This is a genomic window from Dyella acidiphila (genome assembly GCF_014863405.1).
GTDB classification, from domain to species: domain Bacteria; phylum Pseudomonadota; class Gammaproteobacteria; order Xanthomonadales; family Rhodanobacteraceae; genus Dyella_B; species Dyella_B acidiphila.
In genome coordinates this window covers 734,476-749,895 of sequence record NZ_JACZZA010000001.1, presented here as the reverse complement: position 1 = coordinate 749,895, position 15,420 = coordinate 734,476, and the positions used below count along the sequence as shown (strand labels likewise).

Sequence of the window (15,420 nt, the reverse complement as noted above, 5' to 3'; positions counted from 1 at the left end):
ACGCCATGTGAAGCAGTCCAAGCTGCGTTGACGTGAAGGCGACGAACATAAACGCCGCACTCGAGCATGAGTGATATACGAGCTGGCGCGCGAAATCGAGTGTCTAAAGATCTAATTTATTATTTATTGACGGAAATTTTTTAATTGCGGACGTATTTGTCAGCCAGAAGAAAGTTAAACGCAGGAAATTAATCCGCCATTTAGTTTTGGTATATCAAAAGGCATAGAACAAACGTCACGCCGCCGGTTATTGGCTGACGCTTGGCTGTCTTTCTATTGGCCTTGGAAAAATCGGACACAGCAGCAGCTGCGCACGCAGCTTCTTGCCGCCGGCGCAAGTTCAGGATGTCGGCTCGCAGGTTTCTGCTGCGCTCAGAACTGGACGGCGGCTTCGATGTGCAGCAGGTCGCCGCAGATATCACCCAGGCGGGTCAGCAGCAGGTGGCGGCGTGCGGCCACCTCGGCGGGCAGGCGGCCGATGCCGTGCAGCTCGGCACAACGCAGCGCGGCCTGGTAGGCCAGCAAGGGGCCGGGCACTTCGGAGCGCCGTTGCGCATCGCCCTGCCACAGCACGGCTACCCATCCTTCCTCGCGTGCGGTGGACGATTCGTCCACCGGCATCATCAACGTGCCGTCGCTGAGCGAGAGTGCGCAATCGCAGCCGTCGGCGAACTGGAAGGTGTATAGCGGCGTCAGTTCGGCGATGTAGTCGACAATGCGCTGGCTCAATCCGTTCATGGCGGCTCCCCTCCGAGGCATAGCGCCGGAATACTAGCGCGATGCACCGGCGCATGTCCGGGATGCGCAGCACGCCGCGACAAGACAGCGCAGATTACGGACTGTTGACGATCGACTGCAGTGTCGTCAGATCGTCCGGCGAAAGATGCCGTGCCATCGGTGCGATGCGATGCCCGCGGTAGAGATAGGCGGTGATCTTGCCGCTGTCGCGCTGATAGACCATCAGATTCGAACTTTGCCCATCGGCGCCCTGGATCTGCACCTCGAGGATGGGATGATCCGGAATATCCGCGGTATAGCCCGACCAGTCGTCGCGCGCATTGATCCATGCCGACAGCGCCGCTACCTGCGCACTGCTCAGCGCGCGATTGCCCGGATGATCGCTGGCCGGCGCCACGATGACCTGGGCCGAGGCGACCCCGCGAACGTCGGTCTGCGCCGCGCACCCGGCCAGCGCGCCCAGGCCGATCACGGTAACCATCCTGACAAGACGCTTGGACATGCTGATCCTCTGGATGAGTGAGTGGGCCGCCGCGAGAGCCGCTACGCAAGCGTACGTTTGCCGCTGATAGCCGGGCAAGCACTTGGATTTTGCGCGCCTGTCCCAAGATCCAGTCGCCATATCGTCCGGCCTGGCCGGCGCGGTGACCATGCTGGAAGCTCTCCATGACAGATCCGTGTCGCTTTCGTCCTTGGGCTGAAAACGCGACAATGGGCAGCTTTCGCGGGCGCCTTCGCCCGGTTCGTCGCGGCCGCGATACCCCTTGAATGCCGTAGCCATAGAGGCCCATGCAGACCATGTCCCAAACGCCGAAGATCATCTACACGCTGACCGACGAAGCCCCGTATCTGGCCACGCATTCCCTGCTGCCGATCATCAATGCCTACACCAGCACCGCCGGCATCAGTGTGGAAACGCGCGACATTTCCCTCGCCGGCCGCATCCTGGCGCAGTTTTCGGACATCCTGCGGGACGATCAGAAGATCTCCGACGACCTCACCGAACTGGGCGAGCTGGCCACCACGCCGGACGCCAACATCATCAAGCTGCCCAATATCAGCGCCTCCATGCCGCAGCTGAAGGCGGCGATCAAGGAGCTGCAGGCCCAGGGCTATGCGCTGCCCGAATACCCCGAAGAACCCAAGGACGTCAGCGACTGGAACGTGCGTGCCCGCTACGACAAGGTGAAGGGCAGTGCGGTGAACCCGGTGCTGCGCGAAGGCAATTCCGATCGCCGCGCGCCGCCGTCGGTCAAGAACTACGCGCGCAAGCATCCGCACAAGATGGGCGCCTGGTCGGCCGATTCCAAAACGCATGTGGCGCAGATGGCCGGCGGCGATTTCTACGGCAGCGAGAAATCCACCGTGGTGGCGCAGCCCACCGTGGCCAAGATCGAATGGTTCGGCAAGGACGGCAGCAGCACCGTGCTGAAGGAAAGGACCAAGCTCACCGCCGGTGAAATCATCGATACCGCGGTGATGAGCAAGCAGGCGCTGGCCAGCTTTATCGACGCACAGATCGAAGATGCGAAGCAGCAGGGCGTGCTGTTCTCGCTGCATCTGAAGGCGACCATGATGAAGGTCTCCGACCCGATCATGTTCGGTCAGGTGGTGACCGAGTTCTACAAGGATGTGCTGGCCAAGCACGCCGACACGCTCAAGAGCATCGGCTTCAATCCGAACAACGGCATCGGCGATCTGTACTCGCGCATCGGCGCGCTGCCGGCCGACAAGCAGGCCGAAATCAAGGCCGACGTGGATGCCGAATACAGCAAGCGCCCGCATATGGCGATGGTCAATTCCGACAAGGGCATCACCAATCTGCACGTGCCCAGCGACGTGATCATCGACGCCTCGATGCCGGCGATGATCCGCGACTCCGGCAAGATGTGGAATGCCGAAGGCAAACTGCAGGACACCAAGGCGGTCATCCCGGATCGCAGCTACGCCGGCGTGTACCAGGCGGTGATCGAGGACTGCAAGGCGCATGGCGCCTTCGACCCGGCCACCATGGGCAGCGTGCCCAACGTGGGCCTGATGGCGCAGGCGGCCGAGGAATACGGCTCGCACGACAAGACCTTCCAGATCGCCGCCGATGGCGTGGTGCGCGTCACCGATACCGACGGCAAGGTGTTGCTGGAGCAGAACGTGGAAGCCGGCGACATCTGGCGCATGTGCCAGACCAAGGACGCACCGGTGCAGGATTGGGTGAAGCTGGCCGTCACCCGCGCGCGCCTGAGCAATACCCCGGCCGTGTTCTGGCTGGACAAGCAGCGCGCGCATGACGCACAGGTGATCGCCAAGGTCGAGCGTTACCTAAAGGACCACGACCTCAGCGGCCTGGATATCCGCACCTTGTCGCCGGTCGAGGCCACCACGTTCTCGCTGGAACGCATCCGCAAGGGCCAGGACACCATTTCGGTCACCGGCAACGTGCTGCGCGACTACCTCACCGACCTGTTCCCGATCATGGAACTAGGCACCAGCGCCAAGATGCTGTCGATCGTGCCGCTGATGGCTGGTGGTGGCCTGTTCGAAACCGGCGCCGGCGGTTCCGCGCCCAAGCACGTGCAGCAGTTCCTGGAAGAAAACTGCCTGCGTTGGGATTCGCTGGGCGAATTCCTCGCCCTGGCCGCGTCGCTGGAACACCTGGCCAACCGCTACGACAACGCCAAGGCGCGTGTGCTGGCCAAGACTTTGGACCAGGCCAACGGCAAGTTCCTCGACAACAACAAGTCGCCCGCGCGCAAAGTCGGCGAACTCGACAACCGCGGCAGCCACTTCTACCTGGCCATGTACTGGGCCCAGGCCCTGGCCGAGCAGAACGACGATGCCGCACTGAAGGCCAAGTTCGCCCCGCTGGCCAAGGCGCTGACCGACAACGAAGCGAAGATCGTCGGCGAACTTAACGGCGCGCAGGGCAAGGTCAACGATATCCATGGCTACTACCATCCGGATACCAAGCTGGTGACCGATGCCATGCGGCCGAGCGAGACCTTCAACCAGGCGCTGGCTGCGCTGTAAGTCGGCGGATTTCAGGTGAGCGCGAAAACGGGACCGCAAGGTCCCGTTTTCGTTTGTATCGCCGATCCAGTGCGCAACTGCATTTGCGGCACGGCTTCGGCGAATTACGCGGGATATCGTCGCTGTGATTTTTGAGTTGTCATGCAAGTGCATTACAATTGCCAAGACCCATGTCACGGAGAACGGTGATGGCTTCCAATGCGCTGGTGCAGACGCGAATTGACGCTGACGTAAAGGCGCGTGCGGTGGCTGTGCTCGACAGCATGGGGCTGACCGTATCCGACGCGGTGCGCATTCTGCTTACACGAGTGGCCAATGAAGGTGCCTTGCCGTTCGATTTTTCGATCGATCCGTCAGTGCATGATGCGTGGTTTCGTGCCAAGGTGCTGGAGGCGTTGAACGATCCGCGCCCGGCGATCAAGGCAGCGGATGTGGATGCTCACTTTGCCAAGCGTCGAGCGGCGGCATTGCGCAAGAAACGACGAGGGTAGGTGTGAGACTTGAATGGACGCAGTTGGCCGCGATGGATCGCGATAGCATCTTCAGCTATATCGAAGCGGATAACCCCCCATGCAGCGGTGTCCGTCGATGAGCGGATAGAGAAACAAACCAAGCAGCTTGCCCGATTTCCTCAGAGCGGCCGGGCCGGTCGGGTACGTGGAACACGTGAACTGGTCATCCAGGCACCCCTTACATCGTTATCTATAAACTGATCGAGGACGTGGTGCGCCTGCTGCGTGTCCTGCACGAGGCGCAACTATGGCCTGACGATGCGGTCCATAAGGGCTAACCAACTAATCAGTTGTTTTCGGATCAAGGCGAGGAATAGTTCCGTATGCGCATTCCCATGGCTGCTGGCTTGCTGTTACTGCTGACGGTGACGCCTGCCTGGGCGCAATCGGCACCACCCTCCTCGTCGAGCATTCACGCGCCCCTGCTGCAAGCGGTAACCGTCACCGGCGTACAGCCCGGCCCGGGCCTGTGGAAGGTGAGCAAGGGCGATCATGTGATGTGGGTGCTGGGCACGGTCACGCCGCTGCCCAAGCATATGGAGTGGCATTCGGCGCAGGTGGAGGATGTGCTGGCGCATTCGCAGGTGCTGCTGGGCTTGCCGGGGGCGAACGTCAAGGCGGACGTAGGTTTTTTCGGCAAGCTGATGCTGCTGCCGTCGGCCTATAGCGCGCGCAAGAATCCGGATGGGGCCGATTTGCAGCAGATCCTGCCGCCGGCGATGTATGCGCAATGGCAGGCGTTGAAACAGAAGTACATCGGGCATGACAGTGGCATCGAATACTGGCGCCCGTTGTTCGTGGCGCTGAAGCTGTATGAAAAGGCGCTGGATCAGTCCGGCCTTACCAATGCCAACGATATCGGCAAGACGGTGGAGAAGATGGCCGATGCGCACGGCGTGCGGCACGAGTCGGTGAAATACCGGCTGGTGATCGAGCATCCGCGCGATGCCTTGAACAAGATCAAGCAGACCAACCTGCACGATATCAGCTGTTTCAACCAGACTCTGGACCTGGTGCAGAACGACATGGGCGGCCTCGCCGAGCGCGCTAATGCCTGGTCGACCGGCGATGTGGAAACGTTGCAGCGACTTGCCCTGCGCGATCGCCATGAGTCCTGCGTGGTGGCGGTGGTGAACGCCGACTTCGCCGAGGAACTGGGCTTGCACGATCTGCCGCAGCGGATCGAGGGCAGCTGGCTGGCTGCCGCGCAGCAGGCGCTGGCCGACAACACCCAGAGTTTTGCCCTGCTGCCGATGGGTGAAGTGCTGGCACCCGACGGTTATCTGGCCGACCTGAAAGCCAAGGGCTACACGGTGCAGGCACCCGACGAGCAGTAGCCCTGACGCCGTCTTGGCGGCCTGCTAGAGTGGCGTGGGGTGCACGGAACCACTCGGCATAGGGGAAGGAAATGAAGAAGGTTTTGATGGCGCTTACGGCGCTGCTTTTGGCATGCGCCGCTCAAACGCTGTGGGCGCAGGAGCAACCGCAACCGGCCCAGCGCAATCCGCTGGCTTCGCTGCCCTGGCAGATGGGGCCCGACACGGTAAAGCTCGGCGATCGCGCAAGCTTGAATGTCCCGGATGGCTACGCCTTTCTGGGGCCGGCCGGCAGCCGCTCGCTCAATGAAATTCTGCACAATCCGCCGGTGCATGCGGACGTCTATACGCTGGCGCCGAAGAACCTGGCCTGGATCGCCTTTTTTTCTTACGAAGACATCGGCTACGTCAAGGACGATGAAAAGCTCGATCCGGATGCGATCCTGCAGTCGTATCGCGACGGCACCGAATCCGGCAACAAGCAGCGCAGGGAGCGCGGCTGGTCCGAGCTGAACGTGCTCGGCTGGAGCGCCAAGCCGGAATACGACACGCAGATCAAATCGCTGGCCTGGTCGATCCTGCTGGAAGACGCGCAGACGCACGAGCACGTCGTCAATTACAACACGCGCCTGCTGGGCCGCCATGGCGTGATGGACGTGGTGGTGGTGACGGAGCCGCAGCGGCTTGCAACCTCGATCGCGGACTTCAAGAGCGCGCTGCCCGGTTTCCAATACGCCGCAGGCGAGAGCTATGCCGAATACCGCGCTGGCGACCGCGTGGCCGAGTATGGGCTGGCGGCACTGATTACCGGCGGCGCATTGGCGGTGGCGGCCAAGAAGGGCCTGTTCACGGTGATCGGCGGCTTCCTGGTGGCGGCGTGGAAATTTGTGCTGGCCGGCTTTGTTGCGCTGACGGCCTGGTTCAAGAATCTGTTCAAGAAAAAGCCGCAGGCACGATGAGCCTGCACGATGGGCTGCTGTTGCTGGGCGGAGTCGTCGCGCTGTATCTGTACGACTCCGCCTTGCTGCTCTATCACAACGAGATTGTGTTGATCGGAGCGGGCGGCAGCTATCGGGTTTCGGCCGGATCGGGGCTCGAGCTGGGCGGACGGCATGTGTTGCTGCCATCGCCCTGGCTGCCGCATCAGCCGCTGTTCCGGTTGAGCTGGCCGCAACAAGGTGTGTATGCGCACGAGCCGCAATCCATGCGTAATCGCCGTGTGCGGATCGGTCTGACAGCGGTGGCGCCATGGGTGCTGGTGCTGCTGATCCTGTTCGGCGCCGGCCTGCCGTGCGTGTTGTTCGTGTCGGGCCGGCTCGACGTGTTGCTGGCATGGATCACGCTGGTCTATGCCGTGATCGTGCTGGCGTTGCTGCAGGTCTACCGCCATCGCAAAGCTTTGAATCTATCCGGCCGGGCGGTGGCGGCGATCGCGCTGGACGCCTTGCTGTGCGCACCGTTCGCGCTGAACATCGTGCGCAAGATCGGCCTGCGCCAAAAGCTCGATGTGGATTTGCGCACGGTTGCGAAAAGCCTGCCGGCGCCGGCCCTGGCCGAGCTGACCGTCATTCTGCGCCAGCGCATTCATACCAGCTTGGGCTTCGTCGAGCCTGGCGACGCAGCGACCCATACTTTGACGGCTTACCTGGCCGCTTTCGAGGAACTGCATCGATGACCGCCGTGGATATCGTGGTGATCGCCGCCGGCCTGCTGTTCGGCTATCGCTTGGTCAGCAATTACCTCTCGCCGCACGGGGCTCCCTCCACGGAACCGCTGCATGAGGAAGCGCGGCAGCCCGAGCGCCTGCCGGATACTCCGCCGTGGTATGTGGTGCTGGAAGTGCCGGAAAACGCTGCGCTGGCAGAGATCGAGCGCGCCTACCGCGTCAAGGTCAGCCAATACCACCCGGACAAGGTGGCGCAGATGGGCGACGACATCCGGCAACTGGCGGAAGCCCGCTGCAAGGAAATCAACGCGGCGTATGACGCGGCTGTGCGCCTGCGCAAGCCGCCGGCATGGCCGGCGCGCTAGAACGCCGCGCTGGCGCTATCCAGCGCCGCTAGCTCGGCTGCACTGAGCGACAGCTTTGCCGCGCCGAACAATTCCTGCAATTGCGTCACGCTGGTAGCGCTGGCAATCGGTGCCGTGACACCGGGGCGTGCGATCAACCACGCCAGTGCCACCTGCGCCGGTGTGGCCTGGTGCGCGGCCGCGATCTGGTCCAGTGCCGCCAATACTTGCTGTCCCTGGTCGTTGAGATATTTGCGCACGGCGCCGCTGCGCGCGGCGCTCTTGGACAAATCCGCTTCGCTGCGGTATTTGCCGCTGAGGAAGCCGCTGGCCAGCGAGTAATAGCCGATCACGCCGATGTTTTCCGCACGGATCAGCGCTTCCAGCGCTTGCTCGTAGCCTTTGCGGCTGACCAGGTTGTATTCCGGCTGCAGGCTTTCGTAGCGCGGCAGCCGATGCTCCTGCGATACCTTCAGCGCTTCGGCCAACCGGTCGGCGTTGTAGTTGGACGCGCCGATCGCGCGTACCTTGCCTTCCTCGATCAGCCGCGCAAAGGCACCCAGCGTTTCGCTGAGCGGTACGCTGGCATCGTCGGCATGTGCCTGGTACAGATCGATATGGTCGGTCTGCAGGCGCTTGAGCGAACCTTCGACGGCGGTGCGGATATTGACCGGCGAAAGACCGCTGTGCTCGACCCATTTGCCGACCTTGGTGGCGATCACCACCTGCGCGCGCTTGCCGCTGCGCTTGAGCCACTTGCCGATGATGGTTTCCGATTCGCCGCCGCGGTTGCCCGGCGCCCAGGCCGAATAGACGTCGGCGGTGTCGATCAGATTGAAGCCGCCCTCGACAAAGGCATCGAGCAGCTCGAACGAGCGCGCTTCATCCGCGCTCCAGCCAAACACGTTGCCGCCGAAAGCGAGCGGCGCGACGGAAAGGCCGGAGCGGCCGAGTAGGCGATGCTGCATGGGAAAGATCCTCGGATGATGCGTGATCTTTCCCACTTGGGTCGCGCAGCGCGGGAATCAAGCCGAGCAGGGGTCGCAGTCCGCGCGATGTTCCGTGCAGGCCGGCAAGGGCAGCAGGGCCACGTCCACCTGCACCTGTTCGGTCTGGCAGCGGCAGGCGGCGGTTTCGTCGGGCAACCATTTGAGCGTGCCGGGGCTGGCGTGGCCGTGCAGGAACAACAGATCTACCCATGGCGAGCGCATGGCAGGTTCCTAGTCGGGTTGGGGTGTGCTCAAGGTAATGGGCGGTCCCGGCACGCAAAAGCGATATATTCGCAAGCCAGGTTTGAGGGATATTCAAGATGAGTCGGGTGCCGCTCAGTCTGTTGCAGCAATTCGTGCAGGTGGCGCGATTGGGCAATCTCTCGCGCGCCGCCGATCAGGCCAATCTCACAGTGAGCGCATTGAGTCACCAGATGCGCCAGCTGGAGGATCGCCTTGAACGGCGCTTGTTCGAGCGCGGTCCACGCGGCGTCACGCTGACGGTGGAGGGCTGCAGCCTGCTGGAAGCGGTCGGCGACCATTTCGACGGCATCGAGCATGCGCTGTCGCGCTATCGCCAGCGGCGCCACGAGGCGCTCACCCTCAGCACCAGTCCCGGCATGATTTCGAGCTGGCTGATGCCGCGCCTGCCGCGCTTGCTTGCGGCGCATCCGGAACTGGAACTTAATCTGCAATCCAGTTTTACGCTGGTGAATTTCGAGCGCGAACCGGTGGATGTCGCCCTGCGTTATGGCAAGGGCCAATGGCCGGGCGTACATGCCGAGCGACTATTCGGCGAATGGCTGGCGCCGGTGGCGGCGCCCGAGCTGGTGGCGCGCATGCAGGGTGCCGATCCGCTCGATCTGTCGGCATGGCCGTTGCTCGGCGATCCCAATCCGAACAATCGCTGGAACGACTGGTTCGCGCATTACGGCGGCGAGCCGCCGCGCCGCTATGTGGCGCATGTCGATACGGTGGAATCGTTGCGGCATGCCGCGCTGGAAGGCCTGGGCGTAGCGCTGGGACGCATGGTCACCTCCAAGTCGCTGATCGATGCCGGCCGGCTGGTGGTGCTGGGCGATCGCTATCTGCCGGTGCCCGAGCCGGAAGCGTATTACCTGGTGTATCCGCCACGCTCGGAAGATCACCGCGGCTTGGGCACGTTTCGCGAATGGGTGCTTGGCGAGGCGGAGGCGTATTGCCAGCAAATGCCGCAGTGGCCGTGCGAAGACGATGCGGCCTGATGCTTTCGGCAGGTTCTTGCTGTGCGATGCATGTCTCTATGTGGCGGTGTATTTCGCTAAGCGTGATGACGTTATCGTGACGAATAATCTGGTAACTGACATAAAATAGTGGATCGCCGCCCGCTATTTGCCGGCGTCGCACACCCAATCCGTGACAATTCAATAAGGATTTTCCATGCCGAGTACCGCCATTCTCGTCGACGGTGCTTTTTTTCTCGCTCGTTATCGCAAGGTCTGGGGCGATCGTGATGTCAATGACGCACGTACTGTGGCCAAGACCGTGTTCGGCATGGCGCTGGAACATCTGAAGGCATTGGATCGGCCGCGCGAGGCGCTATATCGCATTTTCTTCTACGACTGCCCGCCGCTGGAAAAGGTGCTGGTAAAGCCGGTCAGCGGCGAAAGCATCGATTTCGCGCGCACGGCCGCCGCGGGGTTCCGGCGCGATCTGCACGATCAATTGCGCCGTCAGCGCAAGATGGCGCTGCGCCTGGGACGGCTGGCCGATCGTGGCGAGTGGAAGCTCAAGCATCAGGCCTACCAGCAACTGCGCGACGAATCGCTGTATTGGGATGAGCTGGGCGACGAGCATTTCGAGCCCGATATGCGCCAGACCCAGGTGGATATGAAGATCGGCATCGATATCGCAGCGCTGGCTTATAAAAGGCAGGTGGACCAGATCATCCTGGTCGCGGGCGATGCGGACTTTATCCCGGCGGCCAAGCTGGCGCGCTACGAGGGCATCGACTTCATCCTGGATCCGATGTGGCAGGGCATTGCGCCGGATCTGCATGAGCATATCGACGGCTTGCAGTCAGTCTGCCCCCGCCCGTTTTAATGAAATAGCGTGCTCTTCGCGTTCGCTTCCTCTCCCCCCGGGGAGAGGATTGAGGTGAGGGGCGCGCTCGCGACAGAGCTGCATCCGGGCGCGCCGTTCTTCAACGCAATATCGCTTGCGGCTGTCCCTCGCCTAACCCTCGACCCAAGGGGAAAGGCACCCGAGCGCGCAAACAGTTCGCACGCCCCTAACGCAACGGTCGTAAACTAATCGTAAAATCACCCATTCGCTGCATGTGACCGGCGGCATGTCGCCGCGGGCGCGTTGAAGGAGTCGTCATGAAGATCAGGCTTGCCGTCGGATTGTCCACCGCTCTGTTGCTGGCCGGCACGGCCTATGCGCAGCAGGTGGCGCAGGACCAGCCGTCCGGCGACCTGGTGCCGCCGACCAGTGCCAGCGACTTCACCGCCAACCAGCTGGATGCCGTGCTGGCCGGTTCGTGGCGCTCGGAGCACAACAAGGCGCGCGATGTGTATCGCCACCCCAAGGCCACCTTGCAGTTCTTTGGCCTGCAGCCCGACCAGACGGTGATCGAAATCACCCCGGGCGGCGGCTGGTATAGCGAAATCCTGGCGCCGCTGCTGCGCGACAACGGTCACTACATTGCCGCCGTGGCGGCCAGCAACGATGCGGAAAGCAAGCAGGACACCGCCTCGCTGCACGCCAAGTTCAGCGCCGATCCCGCCGAATACGGCAAGGCCAGCATCGCTACCTTCAATCCCAAGACGCCGGTGTTCGGCGCCCCCGGTTCGGCCGACATGGTGCTGACCTTCCGCAACGTGCACAACTGGACCATGGCCGGTACCGCACCGGCGATGTTCAAGGCGTTCTACGCGGTGCTCAAGCCGGGCGGCACGCTGGGAGTGGTGGATCACCGCGCTGCCGCGGGCGCCAGCCTCGATGCGGTCAAGGCCTCGGGTTACCTGCCGACCGACTACGTAATCAAGCTGGCCACCGATGCCGGCTTCAAGCTGGACGCGCAAAGCGAGATCAACGCCAATCCCAAGGACACCAAGGATTATCCCAAGGGCGTATGGACCTTGCCGCCGACCCTCACCCTGGGCGACCAGGACCGTGCCAAGTACCTGGCGATCGGCGAATCCGATCGCATGACCTTGCGCTTCGTGAAAGAGGGCAAGGCCCCGGCGGCGAAAGCGGACGCCACTGCCCATTGAGCAGGGGCTACGCATGCTGATCGCACTGAACAAGCCGTTCGGTGTGCTGTGCCAGTTCACCACCGATGACGGCCGTCCCACGCTTGCCGACTACGTGCCGCACAAGGATGTGTATCCGGCCGGCCGCCTGGATCACGACAGCGAAGGCCTGCTGCTGCTGACCGATGACGGCGTGCTGGCGCACCGGCTGACCGATCCCCGGCACAAGCAGCCCAAGACCTATCTGGTGCAGGTGGACGGTGCGATCAGCGACGACGCCGTGCAGGCACTGCGCCGCGGCGTGGCGTTGAACGACGGGCCGACGCTGCCAGCCGCGGTCGAGCATGCGCAAGAGCCTGCATGGCTCTGGCCGCGCGATCCACCCGTGCGCTTTCGCAAAAGCATCCCTACCAGCTGGGTGTCGATCAGCTTGCGCGAAGGGCGCAACCGGCAGGTGCGTCGCATGACTGCGGCAGTGGGGTTTCCTACCTTGCGTCTGATCCGTGTGCGGATCGGGGCGTATGCACTGGAAGATTTATTGCCAGGGCAGGTGCGGGTGTTGAAGGCTTGATGACGCTTTTCGCTATCCGCAAGACCGGTGCCTCGCCTGATCTCCATACCCCGCGCCGTCATTCCCGCTTTCGCGGGAATGACGGCGCGGTTCGTTGGGGTATTTGGCAAGCCAGGAATGGATGAGCGTCACGCCAACCCAAAAAACGCCATCGCCGCCGCCGTACTGTTGGCCGCCGTCACATCCACCGGTTCGCCGCGATCGCGCGCAATCTCTTCACAAATATGCCTCAGATACATCGGTTCATTGCGCCGATGGCTGGGCTGCGGCCGCACCGTGCGCGGCAGCAGATAGGGCGCATCGGTTTCGATCATCAGCCGGTTGGCCGGAATCTCGCGCACAAACTCGCGCAGATGCGTACCGCGACGCTCGTCACAGATCCAGCCGGTGATGCCGATATGGCAATCCAGTGCGAGGTAATCGAGCAATGCCTCGCGCGTGTCGGTAAAGCAATGCACCACCGCTGCGGGAACCCTGTCACGGTAGCGCTTGAGCAAGGCGAGAAAATCGTGATGCGCATCACGCTGGTGCAGGAACAATGGTTTGCCGGCATCCACGGCGATCTGCAGCTGGCGCTCGAATACTTGCAGCTGCACATCGCGCGGCGAATAGTTGCGGTGATAGTCCAGGCCGGTTTCGCCGACGGCGCGCACTTCGGATAATTTCGCAAAGTCGCGCAGTCTTGCATCAGTCACATCGTTGTAGTCGATAGCATGATGTGGATGCACGCCCGCTGTTGCATACAGGCGTCCCGCATGGCTGCGGGCCAGTTGCAGTGCGTGTTCACTACCGTCGTATGACGCACCGGTGACAAGCATATGAGTGACACCGTGCGCGGCGGCACGGTCGAGCACGGCATCGAAATCGTGCCGGAAAGACTCGTGGGTGAGATTGGCCCCGATATCGACAAGCTGCATGGAGAACCCTTTTTAAGTTTTTATTGTCCCATTCCTTGAGCGCATCGCCCAGCCGCCGCATGAACCGGCACTGCATCCATGGATGCGCTTACAAAGCAAGGCTCGCCAGCCGCTTTGCGGATGTGTTACGAATGGGATTCGCCTGCCGACATGAAGGGGATGTGTGGCTGGCAGGGACATGTTTTCACGAAGTAATCACGAACGGAGTTGAGCATGTCGGCAGTCGCAAAGCCGGCGTCCGTTGGGGCGACGAAAGCCACGGATGACCATGAATCGGCGGTGTGCGCACTGCTGGTGGCGCGTGGGCGCCTGAAGGACAACGACCTGGCCAGGGCCAGGCGCCTGCATGAAGAGGCGCCGGACGGCACCCTCACCGCCCTGCTGGCGCGGCTGGGCCTGGTTTCCGAGCGCGACCTTGCCGAGGCCTGGTCCGAGCTGCTGCAGGCGCCGCTGCTGGCGGCCAAGGATGCGCCGGACATGCCGCCGGCCGACCTCGATATTTCCGTGCGTTTCCTCAAGCAGCAGCACGTGGTGCCGGTGCGCTCGGGCGACGAAGGGCTGGCCCTGGTGGTATCCGACCCGGCCGACCCCTATCCCCTGCATGCCGTGCGGCTCGCGTCGGGCCGGGACGTATCGCTGAGCATCGGCCTGCGCTCGGAAATCGACGACCTGATCGAGCGCTACTACGGCCAGGGCCGTTCGGCCATGGGCACCATCGTGGAAAACCTCGATGGCAGCGCCGCCGAAGAAGACGATGTGGAGCATCTGCGCGACCTCGCTTCCGAGGCGCCGGTGATCCGCCTGGTCAACCTGATCCTGCAGCGCGCGGTGGAACAACGCGCCTCGGACGTGCACATCGAACCGTTCGAGAACCGCCTGAAAGTGCGCTACCGCATCGATGGCGTGCTGCATGAAGTGGAAGCGCCGCCGTCCAGTTCCACCGCCGCGGTGATCAGCCGCGTAAAGATCATGGCCAAGCTCAATATCGCCGAGCGCCGCCTGCCGCAGGATGGCCGCATCCAGTTGCGCGTGCAGGGCAAGGAGCTGGACCTGCGCGTGTCCACCGTGCCGACCAGCTTCGGCGAGTCGGTGGTGATGCGTATCCTCGATCGCGAAACGGTGGTGTTCGATTTCGCCTCGCTCGGCTTCACCGAGAATTTCCGCGAACGTTTCGTGGAAGTGCTGCAGCGCCCGCATGGCATTCTGCTGGTCACCGGTCCTACCGGCTCGGGCAAGACCACCACGCTGTATACCGCGCTGTCGAAGATCAATACGCCGGGCGTGAAGATCATCACGGTGGAAGATCCGGTCGAATATCAGCTCGAAGGTATCAACCAGATTCAGGTGAAGCCGCAAATCGGGCTGGATTTCGCCAATGCGCTGCGCTCGATCATGCGCCAGGATCCGGACGTGATCATGATCGGCGAAATGCGCGACCTGGAAACCTGCCGCATCGCGATCCAGTCCGCGCTCACCGGCCATCTGGTGTTGTCCACCCTGCATACCAACAGCGCCGCGGGCGGCGTGACGCGCATGCTCGACATGGGCGTGGAAGATTACCTGCTCGGCTCCACCGTCAATGGCATCCTCGCGCAGCGACTGGTACGCCGGCTCGATCCGGAAACGGCGGTCGCGTATGAGGCGCCGCCGGAAGTGATCGAGGAATTCGAGCTGGAGAAATACACCACCGAACGGCCGATCCGCCTGTGGAAGCCTGGCACCAGTGCAGCCAATCCCACCGGCTATCGCGGACGCCGCGCCATCATGGAATTCCTGGTGATGAGCGATCCGCTGCGGCGCCTGGTGATGCAGCGCGCGGATGCCGGCGAGATCGAGAAGCAGGCGCGCGCCGAAGGCATGCGCACCATGTACGAAGACGGCATCGCCAAGGCGGTGGCAGGCATCACCACCATTGAGGAGGTGTTGCGTGTTACGCAGGAGGGATAACGCCAATGGCCACGCTCCCTCTCCCCTGCGGGGAAAGGGCCGGGGTGAGGGGGGCAAGGCTTGCTCCGCATCACCATCGGAGCGCGGCTTCGGTGCTGGTTTTGCGCACGATTGGCCCCTCACCTCAATCCTCTCCCCGAAAGGGAGAGGAGGCGAACGC

At 62.7% G+C, this 15,420-nt stretch carries 16 protein-coding genes; 11 read left to right on the top strand and 5 right to left on the bottom strand.

Going from position 1 to position 15,420, the window contains the following annotated elements:
* Window positions 1-372: 372 nt before the first annotated feature.
* Together IGX34_RS03440 and IGX34_RS03435 are read right to left on the bottom strand one after the other, a co-directional pair.
* Window positions 373-738 (bottom strand): hypothetical protein, encoded by a 366-nt coding sequence (locus tag IGX34_RS03440; protein WP_192554249.1) that lies wholly within the window; start codon window positions 736-738, stop codon window positions 373-375.
* A 94-nt stretch (window positions 739-832) separates the two neighbouring features.
* Complete coding sequence (locus tag IGX34_RS03435; RefSeq protein WP_192554248.1) at window positions 833-1,240, bottom strand: hypothetical protein; 408 nt, start codon at window positions 1,238-1,240, stop codon at window positions 833-835.
* 296 nt (window positions 1,241-1,536) lie between these two features.
* Here IGX34_RS03435 and IGX34_RS03430 point away from each other — a divergent pair, with 296 nt between their 5' ends.
* From IGX34_RS03430 to IGX34_RS03405, 6 genes are all read left to right on the top strand, one after another.
* Window positions 1,537-3,762 (top strand): NADP-dependent isocitrate dehydrogenase, encoded by a 2,226-nt coding sequence (locus IGX34_RS03430; protein WP_192554512.1) that lies wholly within the window; start codon window positions 1,537-1,539, stop codon window positions 3,760-3,762.
* 188 nt (window positions 3,763-3,950) lie between these two features.
* A complete protein-coding gene (locus IGX34_RS22315) occupies window positions 3,951-4,253 on the top strand; it encodes a type II toxin-antitoxin system RelB/DinJ family antitoxin (RefSeq protein ID WP_192554247.1) in 303 nt (100 codons plus the stop codon).
* A gap of 344 nt (window positions 4,254-4,597) precedes the next feature.
* Window positions 4,598-5,611: a TraB/GumN family protein gene (locus tag IGX34_RS03420; protein WP_192554246.1), complete on the top strand. Its 1,014-nt coding sequence runs from the start codon at window positions 4,598-4,600 to the stop codon at window positions 5,609-5,611.
* A gap of 71 nt (window positions 5,612-5,682) precedes the next feature.
* Window positions 5,683-6,549 carry a DUF2167 domain-containing protein gene (locus IGX34_RS03415; RefSeq protein ID WP_192554245.1) on the top strand — a complete coding sequence of 289 codons (867 nt, stop codon included), beginning with the start codon at window positions 5,683-5,685 and terminating at the stop codon, window positions 6,547-6,549.
* Window positions 6,546-7,265, top strand: coding sequence for a hypothetical protein (locus IGX34_RS03410; RefSeq protein ID WP_192554244.1), 720 nt, complete (start codon window positions 6,546-6,548; stop codon window positions 7,263-7,265). The genes IGX34_RS03415 and IGX34_RS03410 overlap by 4 nt, the downstream gene beginning before the upstream one ends.
* On the top strand, window positions 7,262-7,621 hold the full coding sequence (locus IGX34_RS03405) for a J domain-containing protein (RefSeq protein WP_192554243.1): 360 nt from the start codon (window positions 7,262-7,264) through the stop codon (window positions 7,619-7,621). Before IGX34_RS03410 ends, IGX34_RS03405 begins: the two co-directional genes overlap by 4 nt.
* Here IGX34_RS03405 and IGX34_RS03400 read toward each other — a convergent pair.
* Window positions 7,618-8,568 carry an aldo/keto reductase gene (locus IGX34_RS03400; RefSeq protein WP_192554242.1) on the bottom strand — a complete coding sequence of 317 codons (951 nt, stop codon included), beginning with the start codon at window positions 8,566-8,568 and terminating at the stop codon, window positions 7,618-7,620. The genes IGX34_RS03405 and IGX34_RS03400 overlap by 4 nt on opposite strands.
* 57 nt (window positions 8,569-8,625) lie before the next feature.
* Window positions 8,626-8,811 (bottom strand): hypothetical protein, encoded by a 186-nt coding sequence (locus tag IGX34_RS03395; protein WP_192554241.1) that lies wholly within the window; start codon window positions 8,809-8,811, stop codon window positions 8,626-8,628.
* Between the two features lie 98 nt (window positions 8,812-8,909).
* On the opposite strand from IGX34_RS03395, the gene IGX34_RS03390 reads away from it, so the two are divergent.
* The 4 genes from IGX34_RS03390 (at window position 8,910) to IGX34_RS03375 (ending at window position 12,396) form a co-directional block, all read left to right on the top strand.
* Window positions 8,910-9,833, top strand: coding sequence for a LysR substrate-binding domain-containing protein (locus tag IGX34_RS03390; protein WP_192554240.1), 924 nt, complete (start codon window positions 8,910-8,912; stop codon window positions 9,831-9,833).
* A gap of 175 nt (window positions 9,834-10,008) precedes the next feature.
* A complete protein-coding gene (locus tag IGX34_RS03385) occupies window positions 10,009-10,671 on the top strand; it encodes an NYN domain-containing protein (RefSeq protein WP_192554239.1) in 663 nt (220 codons plus the stop codon).
* A 278-nt stretch (window positions 10,672-10,949) separates the two neighbouring features.
* A complete protein-coding gene (locus IGX34_RS03380) occupies window positions 10,950-11,846 on the top strand; it encodes a class I SAM-dependent methyltransferase (protein WP_192554238.1) in 897 nt (298 codons plus the stop codon).
* A 13-nt stretch (window positions 11,847-11,859) separates the two neighbouring features.
* Window positions 11,860-12,396 (top strand): pseudouridine synthase, encoded by a 537-nt coding sequence (locus IGX34_RS03375; RefSeq protein WP_192554237.1) that lies wholly within the window; start codon window positions 11,860-11,862, stop codon window positions 12,394-12,396.
* 128 nt (window positions 12,397-12,524) lie between these two features.
* Here IGX34_RS03375 and IGX34_RS03370 read toward each other — a convergent pair whose 3' ends face one another.
* Window positions 12,525-13,313 (bottom strand): TatD family hydrolase, encoded by a 789-nt coding sequence (locus IGX34_RS03370; RefSeq protein WP_192554236.1) that lies wholly within the window; start codon window positions 13,311-13,313, stop codon window positions 12,525-12,527.
* A gap of 213 nt (window positions 13,314-13,526) precedes the next feature.
* Here IGX34_RS03370 and gspE point away from each other — a divergent pair, with 213 nt between their 5' ends.
* Complete coding sequence (gene gspE, locus IGX34_RS03365; protein ID WP_192554235.1) at window positions 13,527-15,260, top strand: type II secretion system ATPase GspE; 1,734 nt, start codon at window positions 13,527-13,529, stop codon at window positions 15,258-15,260.
* The last annotated feature ends 160 nt before the right edge of the window (window positions 15,261-15,420 follow it).

What these genes read in the sequence shown, in the direction of transcription:
- gspE (WP_192554235.1), top strand. Translation starts at nt 13,527, where the DNA reads ATGTCGGCAGTCGCAAAGCCGGCGTCCGTTGGGGCGACGAAAGCCACG.
- IGX34_RS03390 (WP_192554240.1), top strand. Translation starts at nt 8,910, where the DNA reads ATGAGTCGGGTGCCGCTCAGTCTGTTGCAGCAATTCGTGCAGGTGGCG.
- IGX34_RS03370 (WP_192554236.1), bottom strand. Translation starts at nt 13,313, where the DNA reads ATGCAGCTTGTCGATATCGGGGCCAATCTCACCCACGAGTCTTTCCGG.
- IGX34_RS03405 (WP_192554243.1), top strand. Translation starts at nt 7,262, where the DNA reads ATGACCGCCGTGGATATCGTGGTGATCGCCGCCGGCCTGCTGTTCGGC.
- IGX34_RS03430 (WP_192554512.1), top strand. Translation starts at nt 1,537, where the DNA reads ATGTCCCAAACGCCGAAGATCATCTACACGCTGACCGACGAAGCCCCG.
- IGX34_RS03435 (WP_192554248.1), bottom strand. Translation starts at nt 1,240, where the DNA reads ATGTCCAAGCGTCTTGTCAGGATGGTTACCGTGATCGGCCTGGGCGCG.
- IGX34_RS03395 (WP_192554241.1), bottom strand. Translation starts at nt 8,811, where the DNA reads ATGCGCTCGCCATGGGTAGATCTGTTGTTCCTGCACGGCCACGCCAGC.
- IGX34_RS03380 (WP_192554238.1), top strand. Translation starts at nt 10,950, where the DNA reads ATGAAGATCAGGCTTGCCGTCGGATTGTCCACCGCTCTGTTGCTGGCC.
- IGX34_RS22315 (WP_192554247.1), top strand. Translation starts at nt 3,951, where the DNA reads ATGGCTTCCAATGCGCTGGTGCAGACGCGAATTGACGCTGACGTAAAG.
- IGX34_RS03420 (WP_192554246.1), top strand. Translation starts at nt 4,598, where the DNA reads ATGCGCATTCCCATGGCTGCTGGCTTGCTGTTACTGCTGACGGTGACG.
- IGX34_RS03375 (WP_192554237.1), top strand. Translation starts at nt 11,860, where the DNA reads ATGCTGATCGCACTGAACAAGCCGTTCGGTGTGCTGTGCCAGTTCACC.
- IGX34_RS03400 (WP_192554242.1), bottom strand. Translation starts at nt 8,568, where the DNA reads ATGCAGCATCGCCTACTCGGCCGCTCCGGCCTTTCCGTCGCGCCGCTC.
- IGX34_RS03415 (WP_192554245.1), top strand. Translation starts at nt 5,683, where the DNA reads ATGAAGAAGGTTTTGATGGCGCTTACGGCGCTGCTTTTGGCATGCGCC.
- IGX34_RS03440 (WP_192554249.1), bottom strand. Translation starts at nt 738, where the DNA reads ATGAACGGATTGAGCCAGCGCATTGTCGACTACATCGCCGAACTGACG.
- IGX34_RS03410 (WP_192554244.1), top strand. Translation starts at nt 6,546, where the DNA reads ATGAGCCTGCACGATGGGCTGCTGTTGCTGGGCGGAGTCGTCGCGCTG.
- IGX34_RS03385 (WP_192554239.1), top strand. Translation starts at nt 10,009, where the DNA reads ATGCCGAGTACCGCCATTCTCGTCGACGGTGCTTTTTTTCTCGCTCGT.